Here is a 12,830-nt window from a genome sequence, read left to right on the forward strand (position 1 = left end):
ACCATGACCATCGTCGTTACCGGCGCCGCCGGCTTCATCGGCTCCAATATCGTCAAGGCGCTCAACGGCCGCGGCATCACCGACATCATCGCCGTCGACAACCTGAGCTCCGGCGACAAGTTCCGCAATCTGGTCGACTGCGAGATCAGCCACTACCTCGACAAGCACGAATTCCTCGACCTGCTGCTGGACGGCGAGTACGACGGCGAGCTGATGGCCATCGTGCACGAGGGCGCCTGCTCCGACACCATGAACCACGACGGCAAGTACATGATGGACAACAACTATCAGTACACGCTGGCGCTGCTCGACTACTGTCAGAGCGAGGAAATCCAGTTCTTGTACGCCTCCAGTGCAGCGGTGTACGGCGGCGGCAGCACTTTCAAGGAGGAGCGCGAGTTCGAGGGGCCGCTCAACGTCTACGGCTACTCCAAGTTCCTGTTCGACCAAGTGCTGCGCCAGCGCATGAAGGAAGGCCTGACCGCGCAGGTGGCCGGTTTCCGCTACTTCAACGTCTACGGCCCGCGCGAGCAGCACAAGGGGCGCATGGCCTCGGTGGCGTTCCACAATTTCAACCAGTACCGCGAGACTGGCAAGGTCAAGCTGTTCGGCGGCTGGGACGGCTGGGGCGACGGCTGCCAGAGCCGCGACTTCGTCTCGGTGGAGGACGTGGTCAAGGTCAACCTGTTCTTCCTCGACAATCCGGAACTCTCCGGCATCTACAACCTCGGTTCCGGGCGGGCACAGCCGTTCAACGACGTGGCCGTGGCCACCGTCAACGCCTGCCGCCGCCACGAGGGCAAGCCGGCCTTGAGCCATGCCGAGCTGGTGGAGCAGGGCATCCTCGAGTACACGCCGTTCCCGGACGCGCTCAAGGGCAAGTACCAGAGCTTCACCCAGGCCGACATCGGCAAGCTGCGTGACGCCGGCTACGACGAGCCGATGCTGTCGGTGGAGCAAGGCGTTGATAGGTATGTCGATTGGTTGATGAGCCGCTGAGCAGAACTGCGAACAAATCCCCTCTTGGCGTTGTTGCCCTCGCGTGCGAATCTATCACTGGGCAAATTGAAGATTTGCACGCGGAGATTCGCCCAGCAAGCACTTGTCGTACTACTTGTACTGTCTGCGGCCGCGCGCCTAGCCAAGACCGCTGCGCTGGTGCTTGTTAGCAGTTCTAATCCGCGGCACGAGCGCCACATCCCCATCCCGGTTCTGTGATGCTCGCCGTACCACTTGTACGGCTGTGCTTCTCGAGCTGGCCGGGGCCGCGGTGATGACCGCAGGGAATCCCTGTGGGACGATTTCTTCTCCAAGCGCTGCATCGCTTTGGTCCGCGGTGGAATGACAAACAGCCCGCATCGCGGGCTGTTTGTCTTGGGGCCGAAGTGCCTGGAGAGCTAGATCAGTTCTTCGGCATGATATTGTTGAAGACGAACTTCACGCCGTCGACCTTCTCGGCGATGGCGCCGACTTCGGCCATCTGCAGGCCTTCATCGACATTGCCTTCGATGGTGACGTCGTTGTTTTTGCCACTGACCTTCAGGTTGAACGCCTTGAGCGTGGGGTTGGCGTCGATGGCGGTCTTGACCTTGGCGGCCAGCGCGGCATCGGCCGCCTCGTCGGCCAGTGCAAACTGGGCCGGCAGCAGGGTGGCGGCCAGCAAGGCCATTACCAGTTTCGAAGCAAAAACACGTTGTTTCATGGCGGACTCGCTTATGGAAAAAGGCGGGAATGATGGTGCGTCGAAGGGGACATCCCTTGCCGTGATTCCCGGATAGCGCAATCGTACATTTTGAACATTACAGAAATATTGAATTAAACCGTTCGGTAGCCGGCACCTGTGGCAAAGCCCTGTCGAGGCCGTGGATTTTTTTTGGCGCGCAACCGGTATAATGATCGGCTTATAGGGAGAATCCGCATGACCCTGCCCACGTTCAAGTATCTGGAAGATTTCGTCGGCCACACCCCGCTGGTCCAGCTCAAGCGTCTGCCCGGCAATACCAGCAACATCGTGCTGGTCAAGCTGGAGGGCAACAACCCGGCCGGCTCGGTCAAGGACCGTCCTGCCCTGTCGATGATCCGCCGCGCCGAGGCGCGTGGCGACATCAAGCCGGGTGATACGCTGATCGAGCCCACCAGCGGCAACACCGGCATCGCGCTGGCGATGGCGGCGGCGATGATGGGTTACCGCATGATCCTGGTGATGCCGGACAATTCCAGCGCCGAACGCGTGCAGACCATGCGTGCCTACGGCGCCGAGGTGGTGCTGACGCCGGCGGCGCTGTCGATGCCGGGCTCGATCGACGAGGCGCGCCGCATGGAAGCGGCGGGCGGGGGCATCATCCTCGACCAGTTTGCCAACCCGGACAATCCGCTGGCGCATTACGAGGGCACCGGCCCGGAGATCTGGGCCGATACCGCCGGCACCGTGACGCACTTCGTTTCCAGCATGGGCACCACCGGCACCATCATGGGCACCAGCCGTTTCCTGAAGGAAAAGAACCCGGCGATCCAGATCGTCGGCGTGCAGCCGGAGCCGGGCAGCCAGATCACCGGCATCCGCAAGTGGGAAGACGAGTACCTGCCCAAGATTTGCGATTATTCGCGCATCGACGAGCTCCGGCTGGTGTCGCAGCAGCTGGCCGAGCAGACCGCGCGCGACCTGGCCCGCATCGAGGGCATCATGGCGGGGCCGTCGTCCGGCGGGGCGCTGGCCGTGGCGCTGCAACTGTCGCAGCAGCTGGAAAACGCGGTGATCGTCTCCATCGTCTGCGACCGCGGTGACCGTTACCTGTCCACCGGCCTGTTTCCCTGAGCGCGTGTGACTAAATCGGCGGTGCGCCGATATCGCTGTCGTGGCGTTCGCCGCCTTAACCGGTCTCGGGCGTTCGCCACGTTTCTTTCACCCGCTCTGAGCCTGTTTCCGATTTTCTGACACCGTCCGCATGGCACAACACGCTTTTTCTCCCGACAAAGACGGCTCGATGAGCCCGCTGGCCTGGTACCAGGCCGCTTCGCAGAAGGTTGGCTTCATCCACGATCCGGTGCAGGAGACCGCGGTCGGCATGCTCGACACGCTGTGGCAACAGCTGGTCGACTTCAAGGCCAAGCGCAACCGTTTCCTCGGGCGTAGCCTGAGAAGTCCCGAAGTGCCGCAGGGCCTGTACTTCTGGGGCGGGGTGGGGCGCGGCAAGAGCTTCCTGATGGATGCCTTCTTCACCTGCGTGCCATACCGGCGCAAGCGCCGCGTGCACTTCCATCATTTCATGGCCGAGGTGCACAACCAGCTGCGCTCGTTGAGCAAGGAGGCCGACCCGCTGGTGACGGTGGCGGCACGCATCGCCCAGACGACGCGGCTGTTGTGTTTCGACGAGTTCCACGTCAGCGACATCGCCGACGCCATGATCCTGTCTCGCCTGTTGAGCGAGCTGTTCCGCCATGGCGTGATCATGGTGTTGACCTCGAACTATCCCCCCGACCAGCTCTACCCCAACGGTTTGCAGCGCAACAACTTCCTGCCGGCGATCGAGCTCTTGAAGCAGCACCTGGCGGTGTTCAACCTCGACGGCGGCAACGACTACCGGCTGCGTGAGCTGACGCGCGAGCCGCTGTTCATGGTGCCGTCCGGCGCCGACAGCGACGCGCGCATGGAGGCGATGTTCGACCGTCTTACCGCCGGGGCGTCGGAGTCGCCGCGCCAGATCGAAATCCAGGGGCGCAAGCTGATGGTCAAGCGCCACGCGCCGGGGGTGATCTGGTTCGATTTCGCCACGCTGTGCGGCGGCCCGCGTTCGCAGACCGACTACCTCGATATCGCCGCCGGATATCATACCGTGTTCGTTTCGGGTATCCCCAGGCTGTCGGCCAACGACGCTTCGCCGGCGCGCCGGCTGACCTGGCTGGTGGACGTGTTCTACGACCACCGCGTCAAACTGGTGGCCAGCTGCGCGGTGGAGATCGACGATATCTACACCGAGGGGATGCAGGCCAGCGAGTTCTTCCGCACCGCGAGCCGTCTCACCGAGATGCAGTCGAGCAGCTACCTGGAGTTGCCGCACCTGGTCGACAACTTCAAGCTCGAGTCGCTGCAGTCGATCGCGCTGTAATGGTGCCAGGCGAGGCGCCCCCAGGAGGGGCAACCTCGGTGGCAAGACAACAAAAAAGCGGCCATCAGGCCGCTTTTTTGACGAGGAGCGTCGCGATTACACGCGCTTCTTGAATTCGTTGGTGCGGGTATCGATTTCGATTTTCTCGCCGGTGTTGACGAAAGCCGGAACCTGAACTTCGAAGGTGGTACCGACCAGACGGGCGGGTTTCAGCACCTTGCCCGAGGTATCGCCGCGTACGGCCGGCTCGGTGTATTCCACTTCGCGCACCACGCTGGTCGGCAGTTCGACCGAGATGGCCTTGCCGTCGTAGAAGGTGACCTGGCACACGTCTTCCATGCCGTCGACGATGTAGTTGATGGTGTCGCCGAGGTTGTCGGCTTCCACTTCGTACTGGTTGTACTCGGTGTCCATGAACACGTACATCGGGTCGGCGAAGTAGGAGTAGGTGCAGTCCTTGCGGTCCAGAACGATCACGTCGAACTTGTCGTCGGCGCGGTAAACGGTTTCGGAGCCGGCGCCGGTCAGCAGGTTCTTCATCTTCATCTTGACGACGGAGGCGTTACGGCCGGATTTGCTGAATTCGGCCTTCTGCACGACCATCGGCTCGGAGCCGACCATGAATACGTTGCCTGCGCGGAGTTCCTGTGCGGTTTTCATTGCTTCAAAGTCCCAAATCTTGAGTCGGAATCGGAAACGGATTTCCGTAAAAACCAGCTATTGTAGCGTGTTTTCAACCATTTGCACCAGCCGGCTTGCCAAGCCGGCCGATCCCAGCGCCTGCTTCGGCCAACCCTGGGCGTGGCGTCGCAGTTCGTCCAGTTGCGGCGCCAGCCCGGCCCACGCTGCGGCCATCCCCTGGCCACGGTTCCAGGCGTAGGCGGCGGTGACGAGAGCGTGGCGGGTGCTGTCGGACAGACTGGCGCCGTAGTGTGACAAAAACGCATCAAGCTTGACCAGGTGCGCGTCTTCTTCCTGCTGATAGATGTGCCAGAGAAAGGGGCGCGCCGCCCACTGCGCGCGCACGAAGCTGTCTTCGCCGCGCACGATGTTGAAATCGCACGACCACAGCAGCTTGTCGTAGCCGGGCTGGTCGGTGAACGGCAGCACGTGTACGGCGAGGTGGCCCTTCTGCCGCATGTCGCCGGCCTGCAAGGTCTCGTCACCGAACACCGCCGCCACGTCGCCCAGCACCTTGCCCTCTGGCACCAGCACGCGCACCGGCTGGTTTCCGGCGGCCCACGCCCTCAGTAGCTCGCCAGCGGCCGGGGTGGCGTAGCTGAACAGGCTGACGCGCAGTTCGCCTTCTGCCTGCGGCGGTACGCCGAGACCCTTCCAGTAGGCTGCCTGTACCGCCGCATCCGCCTGCCAGCGTGCGCGCTCGACGAGCAGGTCGGCCTCGCAGATCAGGCCGCCGGTGCGTTCGGTGAAGCCGGGAAAGAAGAAATGCTTGGTCAGCGGCAGGCGCGGATGCGGCGAGGGGAGGCCGTGGCAGCCCTCCACCCAGTCCTCGGCGCTGAGGTATTCCAGGTTGAGCCAGGCCGGCTTGACCGGGCGTGCCGCCATGGCGGCCAGGTAGGCATCGGGCAACTGGCAGCCGAAGGCTTCGATCACCACATCGGCGGCGGCGATGCCGTCCGGAAACGTTTTCGGCCAACGTTGCAGGGTAATGCCTTGCCGCTCTTGTACGTCGCATTCCGGGTCGAGTCCGGGACAGAGCCGCGCGAAGCTCGCCAGGTCGTCGACCCAGAGCCGGACACGTTGGCCGAACTCCCGCTGCAGCTGGCGCGCCAGCCGCCAGGTGACGCCGATATCGCCGTAGTTGTCGATGACGGTGCAGAAAATGTCCCAGTGGCGGGCGGCAGGGCGGTGCGGCATGGCGTGCGGGGAAAAGTGGAAACGCTGCCGAGGATACCACCGGCGACGGCGTCCGGCGGGTTTCTCTCCCGTCAAGGCGCGCGGAGGGCGCCGTGGCGGGCCGGTGGACCGGACATGCCGTGCCATGAAAATACGGAGACGGCCTATAAATACGCATGGCATAAGCGAATCGATTAATGCTGGACTACGCTTACTCTCAGGAAGGGCCTGTTTGCGCGCCGCCGTGCGGCCCGGCGGGCCGTGATCGACGAGGGGATAGTGTGGACATCCAGCTGTTGCCGTTCACTTTGCAGGCAGAACGCTTTGCCTTGCCGCTGGCCCAGGTGCGGCGCGTGTTGCCCACGCTGAAGGCGATTCCGTTGCCCGGCGCGCCGGCCGTGGTGGCCGGCGTGGTGGCGCTGCGCGGCCAGCTGGTGACGGTGGTCGATCTGTGTGCCCGGCTGGGCTGGGCGGCACCGCCGCTGCGCCGCTGGTCGCCCTGGATCTGGGCCTGCACCGAGCGGCGCGACCTGCTGCTGCCGGTCGAGAGCGTGATGCCGGTCCGGCGTGTCGGTGCCGCCGACTGGACGCCGGCCGCCAAGCTGGCCAAGGTGCAGGGCAACGTTTCCGGCGTGCTGCGCTCCAGCGACGGCCTGTATCTGTTGTACGACCTGGACGCCTTTCTTTCCGCCGACGAAGAGCGAGCCCTTGAGCGGGCCCTGGCCGATCATGACGCACGCGACGCGGCGGAATGAGGCTCCGCCGTTGCCGACGGGGCCCTTGCTGGAGCGGCTGGCCCTGCGCATCCGCGTGGAACTCGGGCTGGCGTATCCGCCCGCGCGTCATGGCGAACTGGCGCACCAGCTCGCCCAGGCCGCGCACGAGCTGGGTGGCGGGCGGGCAGCGCAGTGGCTGGCCGAGTTGGCGGCGCACCGCTGGAGTTCGGCGCAGGTGCAGCAGCTGGCGCGCTATCTCACCGTGGGGGAAACCTATTTCCTGCGCGATCCGGCCTGCTTCACCGCGTTGCGCGACACCGTGTTGCAGCCGCTGGTCGAGTCCCGTCGTGGGCGGCAGCCGCAGTTGAGGATGTGGAGTGCGGCCTGTTGTACCGGCGAAGAGGCCTATGGCCTGCTGTTCATGGTGGACGAGCTGCTGGGCGACGAGCGCGACGACTGGCGACTCGAGCTGCTGGCGAGCGATGTCAACCCGGACTTTCTTGCCCGGGCGCGGCGCGGCGTGTACGGCGGCTACGCCTTCCGGCAGGCCTGCCCTGCCTGGCGTGCGCGGCATTTCGTGGAGGACGACGGGCAGTGGCGGGTTGCGCCGCCCTGGCGTGACCGCATCCGTTTCTTCAACCTGAACCTGTCCCGCCCGGACTACCCCGATGCCCGGCGTGGCTTGGCCGAACTGGATGTGATCTTGTGCCGCAACGTGCTGATGTACTTCGCGCCGGAACAGGCGGGCCTGGTGCTGGAGCGGCTGCTGGCGTGTCTGGCGCCGGACGGGGTGCTGCTCTTGTCGGCGGTGGAAGCGGGGATCGCGTTGGACGCCGGCCGGGTCGGCACATGGCTGGGAGATGGCTACGCCCTGCGGCAGCCCGTCGCGACGGCGGCGCTCTCAGGGCGGGCGCTATCAGGGCGGGCGTCGGCCCGGATGCCGCCTGGCGTGCGTCACCGCGGCCATCCGGCGCCGTTGTCGCCGCTGGCGGCTCCGGCAGAGGAGAGGACGCCGGGGACGGAGGCAGAGCGGGCGATGGCGGCCGGACGCTACGCGGAGGCGGCCTTGCTGCTGGAGCGCCGTTTCGCCGGCGACGGCCTGTCGGCTCATGAGCGCATGGAAACGTGCCTCCAACTGGTCCACGCCTGCATCAACGGCGGCCAGCCCGAGCAGGCCGAGCAGTGGCTGGCGCATGCCCGCGCGCTCGACCGGCTGGACCCGCGTCCGTACTGGCTGCTGAGCCTGCTGCGCTACCAGCAGGGCCGGCAGGACGAGGCGCTGGCGGGCCTGAAGAGGGTGCGCTACCTCGAGCCGGACTTCGTGCTGGCCCCCTTTCTCGAACTGCAGATCCGTCTGCGGCAGGGGGAGGGGGAGCGTGCCGAACGGGTGCGGCAGTATTGCCTGGCGCTGCTGGCGGGGTACGCCGACGATGCCCTGGTGGCCGAGGGCGACGGGCTGAGCGTCAAACAGCTGCGGCTGCAATGTCTGGCGTTGGGCCGACAGCCGATGGAGAACAGGTCATGAGTGACGATAACGCGGCATCGTCGGCCGGTGACGCCGCTCTGTGGGCGGCGGTGTCCGCGCGGCTGGCCCGCCTGGAAAGCCTGCTGGCGGGCGATGGCGAGGGCGATCCCGCGGCGCTCGCGCAGCAGCTGCGCGAACGCACCGCCTACTGGGCCGAGCCGGAAGCCGTGGCGGCGGCGCAAGCGCCGTTCGAGGTGCTGGGCTTTTCGCTGGGGGACGAGTGCTACGGCATCGTGCCGCACTTCGTGGCGGAAGTCGTCCCGTTGCGTCAGTTCACGCCGCTGCCGGGAACGCCGCCGTTCGTGCTCGGCATCGTCAACTTGCGCGGGCGCATCGTGTCGGTGCTCGACCTGCGCGTGCTGTTCGAGATTCCCCGGCGCGGCTTGTCGGAGCGCAACCACCTGGTGCTGCTACAGCACGATGACATGGAGTTCGGGGTGCTGGCCGACGCCATCCTCGGCATGCAGTGGGTCTCGCCCCAGACCTTGCAGCCCGAGCTGGTCGGCCTGAGCGGCATCCTGCCGTCCTGCCTGCTCGGCATCACCCCGCAGCAATGGGTGATCCTGGATGGCGCCAAGCTGCTGGGCAACGAACAACTGCAGGTGGAGTTCAACACCTAAGGAGAGGCCATGCTGCTAGTGAACCTGCGTACCGGTACCAAGTTGCTGCTGGCCTTCGCCGTGGTGACGGGGAGTTTTGTCGGCCTGCTGTATCTGGCGCAGGACAGCATCCGACAGAGCCACGAACAGGGCCAGGCGATCGCACAGCTCGACCGCGACATTGCCGACGTCAAGGACCTGCGGATCAACGTCAATACCATGCGCGCGGAGACGATGGAGGCGCTGATACGCGGCGACCGCGAACTGGACGGCCTCGAGCGCGATTTCCGGAGTCGCACCGAGGAGGACCGGGCCACGCTGGCGCGCTTGCAGCTCCGTGCCGCCGCCTCTCCGGATCTGGCGCCGCTGATTGCGGAAATCCATCAACAATGGCGGACCTACGTGGGGAGTTTTGACCAGCAGCTCATGCCGCGCATGAAGGACGGCCGGCTGGAGGAGGCGCGCCGGCTGGTCGTCGGGGCGCAGAACGAGCGGGTGGATACGTTCCGCCAGCTGGCGCGGCGCCTCGACATGGTGATCGCGCGCGAACAGCAGCGGCTCGACGACAGGAGTCGCGCGCTGGTGGTGCGTCAGCAGCAGCTGTTCCTGTCGGTGGGAGGCGGGCTGCTATTGTTGACGGCGCTGCTGGCGTGGCTGCTGACTCGCAGCATTGCCCGGCCGTTGCGGCAATTGACCCGCTACGCCGAGCAGATCAGCGTCGGGGAGCTGCCCGGGCAGATCGACTTCACCGCGCGCCACGACGAGGTGGGGCAACTGGGCCAGTCTTTTGCCCGCATGGCCAGCTACCTGCAACAGTTGGCAAACCAGGCGGAACGGCTGGCGGCGGGTGAACTGGGGGGGGAGGTGCAGCCGTGCTCCGAGCACGACCTGCTCGGCCAGTCCTTCGCCCGCATGGTGGCCAATCTGCGCACCCTGGTGCAGGAAATGCACGAGGGCATCGCGGTGCTGGCGGCGGCGAGCGAGGACATTCTCAGCGTGGCGAGCCAGGTGGCGGTAGGGGCTCAGGAAACCGCCACGGCGGTGACCGAGATCGCCACCACGGTGGAGGAAGTGAAACAGACCGCCGTGATGGCCAACAGCCGGGCGCGCCAGGTGACCGAGGCGGCGGCGCATACCCGCGAGGTGGCGCAGCAGGGGAGCGAGGCGGTGCAAGAGAGCCTGGACAGCATGGCGCAGATTCGCCGCCAGGTCAGCGCGGTGGCCGAGAGCATCATGCGCCTTGGCGAGCAGAGCCAGACCATCGGCGAGATCGTCGCCACGGTCAACGACCTGGCGGAGCAATCGAACCTGCTGGGGGTGAACGCCTCGATCGAGGCGGTCAAGGCGGGGGACGTCGGCAAGGGGTTCTCGGTGGTGGCACAGGAGGTCAAGGCGCTGGCCGAGCAGTCCAAGCAGGCCACGGCACAGGTACGGGCCATTCTCGGCGACGTGCAGCGGGCGATGACCAAGGCGGTGCTGGCGGCGGAACAAAGCGGCAAGGCGGTCGAGGCCGGATTCGCGCGTTCGCAGTTCAGCGGCGAGGCGATCCATATCCTGACCGACAGTATCGATACCTCGAACGACGTGGCGCTGCAGATTTCCGCCACCAGTCAGCAGCAGCTGATCGGCATGGACCAGGTGGCCAGCGCCATCGGCAACATCCGTCAGGCGAGCCAGGACAACGTGGCGGGTACCCGCCAGGTGGACCAGGCGGCGCGCAACCTGCATCAACTGGGGCTTCGGCTGCAGCAGCAGGCCAGCCTTTTCAAGTTGTGATGCGCCATGGCCATCGATCGTGAAGCCCTGCGCCAGCGCCTGCTGAGCAGCTTCCGCGAGGAGGCGGCGGAGCGTCTGGGCGTGTTGGAGCACGAACTGCGGCGCTGGCAGCAGGCGCCGCCGCAGCAGGAATCGCTCGAGACGGTATTTCGCGAAGTGCACAGCCTGAAAGGGGCGGCGCGGGCGGTCGGGCTGACCGAGCTGGAGCGCCTGAGCCATGCCTGGGAGACGCTGCTGTCGGCGTTGCAGCGCGGGCAGCTGGCGTTTCAGCCGCTGCTGAGCGACGTCTCGCGCGATGTGCTGCGCCTGTTGCAGCGCGCCCACGCCGGTGAAACGTTGGCCGAAGCGCAGTACGGCGAGCTGTGCCGGGCCCTGGAGGCGGTGGCCGCCGGGGAGCCGCCGCCGCCGCGCTCGCCCCTGCCGCTGATGAGCGTGGCGCCGCCGGCCGAAGCGCCGCGGGGCGTCAGCGACAGCGTGCGGGTGCCGGTGCATTTGCTCGACGCCTTGCTGTACCACGGCGAGGAGCTGACCCAGAGCAAACTCGAGGCGCAGGCCCTGCGCCAGCAGCTGCGGGCGGCGCAGCAGGATTTCCAGGCGCTGAAGCAGCGCCGCACCTCGCTCGCGTCGCTGCTGCGGCTGCTGCGGGAGAACCTGGCCGACGGCGTGGCGCCCGCGGCGGACACGCTGCAGGGCCTGCTCGACTACCTGGATTGGAATCAGGACCAGCTCGACCGCCTGCACTTCAACAGCAACCAGCAGGCGCGTGCCGGCACGCATCTGGCGGCCGGCCTCGCCAGCCTGAGCGACGGTTTCACCCAGGGCCTGCAGGAGGTGTTGCAGCTGCCTTGCCAGACCCTGCTGGACGGCTTGCCACCGCTGGTCGACGACCTGGCGCGCCAGACCGGCAAGCGGGTGCGGCTGGTGTTGCCGGACACCGCCTTGCAGGTGGACAAGCGCATTCTGGATGAGCTGCGCACGCCGCTGCAGCACCTGCTGCGCAACGCCATCGACCACGGCATCGAGGCGCCGGCGGCGCGCCTGTCGGCCGGCAAGGCGGAGAGCGGCACCCTGACGCTGGACATCCGGCAGGAGCCGGGTAGCCGTTTCGTGCTGCGGCTGCAGGACGATGGCGGCGGTATCGACGCCGCGCGGGTGAAGGCCAAGGCGGTGGAGTTGGGCCTGCTCGCGGCCGACGAGGCCCGGCAACTGGACGAGGCGCAGGTCCTGTCCTACATCTTCGAGTCCGGGCTATCGACCAGCCGGCTGCTGACCGATCTGTCCGGGCGCGGGCTGGGGCTCGCCATCGTGCGCGAGGCGGTTGAAAAGCTGGGCGGGCGCATCAGCGTGCACTCCGAGCCCGGCCGCGGCTGCGAGTTCTGCCTGCGCCTGCCACTCAGCCGCTCGTCGTTCCGCGCGGTGCTGGTACGGGTTGGCGAGCGCTTGTTCGGCATGCCGGTGCAGGCGGTGGAGCGCACCCTGCGGATGCCACGTGCGGCACTGCGGCGCGTGGAGAACAAGGTCACGCTCAGTCTCGACGGGCAGGTGCTGCCGCTGTGGTCGCTGGCCGAAGTACTGGGGCTGGAGCCGGCCGGCGAGGGCGGGGCAGAGGTGCCGCTGCTGCTGCTGGGCGCGGAGGGGATGCGCTACCTGCTGCAGGTCGATGAGTTGCTGGGGGACCAGGAAATCACGCTGAAGTCGCTGGGGGCGCAGCTCAAGCGGGTGCGCAACCTGCTCGGCGCCACGGTGTTGGGCGACGGCACGCTGGTGCCGGTGCTGCACCCGCAGGATTTGCAGCGCAGCGCGCTGTCTTGCGCCGGTACGGCCTTCGCCGTCACGCCGCCCGAGCGTCGCGTGGCGCGGCCGCGCATCCTGGTGGCGGAAGACTCGTTCACCTCGCGCGGCCTGCTGAAGGCGCTGCTGGAAAGTGCCGGCTACGAGGTGCAGACCGCCAACGACGGGCTGGATGCCTGGAACGCCCTCAAGCAGGCGCAGTTCGACCTGCTGGTGTCGGATATCGAAATGCCGCGGCTGGACGGTTTCGCCCTGACCAGCAAGATCCGCGCCGACCGCGCCCTGACCGAGCTGCCCGTGGTGCTGGTTACCGCCTTGCAGTCGGCCGAAGACCGGGCGCACGGGCTGGATGTCGGGGCCAACGCCTACCTGGTGAAAAGCGGGCTGGAGCAGGACACGCTGCTCGAGGCGGTGAAGCGCCTGCTCTGAGCGGGGCGCTAAGAGCCTGTTGGGGAGAGTC

At 66.5% G+C, this 12,830-nt stretch carries 11 protein-coding genes; 8 read left to right on the plus strand and 3 right to left on the minus strand.

The genetic code is table 11. The annotated features are described in order from the left end of the window. Window positions 1-3: 3 nt before the first annotated feature. A complete protein-coding gene (rfaD, locus tag FURADRAFT_RS15040; RefSeq protein WP_008955021.1) occupies window positions 4-999 on the plus strand; it encodes an ADP-glyceromanno-heptose 6-epimerase in 996 nt (331 codons plus the stop codon). A 403-nt stretch (window positions 1,000-1,402) separates the two neighbouring features. Here the strand turns inward: rfaD and FURADRAFT_RS15045 are convergent, their stop codons facing one another. After that, complete coding sequence (locus tag FURADRAFT_RS15045) at window positions 1,403-1,702, minus strand: BON domain-containing protein (protein WP_008955022.1); 300 nt, start codon at window positions 1,700-1,702, stop codon at window positions 1,403-1,405. Window positions 1,703-1,918: 216 nt separating this feature from the next. Between FURADRAFT_RS15045 and cysM the strand changes: the two genes are divergently transcribed. Both cysM and zapE read left to right on the plus strand, forming a co-directional pair. Then, complete coding sequence (gene cysM / locus FURADRAFT_RS15050) at window positions 1,919-2,815, plus strand: cysteine synthase CysM (RefSeq protein ID WP_008955023.1); 897 nt, start codon at window positions 1,919-1,921, stop codon at window positions 2,813-2,815. A gap of 169 nt (window positions 2,816-2,984) precedes the next feature. Beyond that, a complete protein-coding gene (gene zapE, locus FURADRAFT_RS15055) occupies window positions 2,985-4,106 on the plus strand; it encodes a cell division protein ZapE (RefSeq protein WP_008955024.1) in 1,122 nt (373 codons plus the stop codon). 96 nt (window positions 4,107-4,202) lie between these two features. Here zapE and efp read toward each other — a convergent pair whose 3' ends face one another. Then, on the minus strand, window positions 4,203-4,766 hold the full coding sequence (efp, locus tag FURADRAFT_RS15060; protein ID WP_008955025.1) for an elongation factor P: 564 nt from the start codon (window positions 4,764-4,766) through the stop codon (window positions 4,203-4,205). A gap of 57 nt (window positions 4,767-4,823) precedes the next feature. Then, window positions 4,824-5,984: an elongation factor P maturation arginine rhamnosyltransferase EarP gene (earP, locus tag FURADRAFT_RS15065; RefSeq protein WP_008955026.1), complete on the minus strand. Its 1,161-nt coding sequence runs from the start codon at window positions 5,982-5,984 to the stop codon at window positions 4,824-4,826. A 260-nt stretch (window positions 5,985-6,244) separates the two neighbouring features. Here earP and FURADRAFT_RS15070 point away from each other — a divergent pair, with 260 nt between their 5' ends. From FURADRAFT_RS15070 to FURADRAFT_RS15090, 5 genes are read left to right on the plus strand one after another with little or no spacing between them, the layout of a single operon-like run. Then, on the plus strand, window positions 6,245-6,718 hold the full coding sequence (locus tag FURADRAFT_RS15070) for a chemotaxis protein CheW (protein WP_008955027.1): 474 nt from the start codon (window positions 6,245-6,247) through the stop codon (window positions 6,716-6,718). Window positions 6,719-6,728: 10 nt separating this feature from the next. Further along, entirely contained in the window at window positions 6,729-8,204 is a 1,476-nt protein-coding gene (locus tag FURADRAFT_RS15075) for a CheR family methyltransferase (RefSeq protein WP_008955028.1), read from the plus strand. After that, window positions 8,201-8,824, plus strand: a complete 624-nt coding sequence (locus FURADRAFT_RS15080) for a chemotaxis protein CheW (RefSeq protein ID WP_008955029.1) — start codon at window positions 8,201-8,203, stop codon at window positions 8,822-8,824. Before FURADRAFT_RS15075 ends, FURADRAFT_RS15080 begins: the two co-directional genes overlap by 4 nt. A gap of 9 nt (window positions 8,825-8,833) precedes the next feature. Further along, window positions 8,834-10,579, plus strand: coding sequence for a methyl-accepting chemotaxis protein (locus FURADRAFT_RS15085; protein WP_008955030.1), 1,746 nt, complete (start codon window positions 8,834-8,836; stop codon window positions 10,577-10,579). A 6-nt stretch (window positions 10,580-10,585) separates the two neighbouring features. After that, a complete protein-coding gene (locus FURADRAFT_RS15090; RefSeq protein WP_008955031.1) occupies window positions 10,586-12,799 on the plus strand; it encodes a hybrid sensor histidine kinase/response regulator in 2,214 nt (737 codons plus the stop codon). The last annotated feature ends 31 nt before the right edge of the window (window positions 12,800-12,830 follow it).

The organism is Pseudogulbenkiania ferrooxidans 2002, assembly GCF_000174355.1.
GTDB lineage: Bacteria > Pseudomonadota > Gammaproteobacteria > Burkholderiales > Chromobacteriaceae > Pseudogulbenkiania > Pseudogulbenkiania ferrooxidans.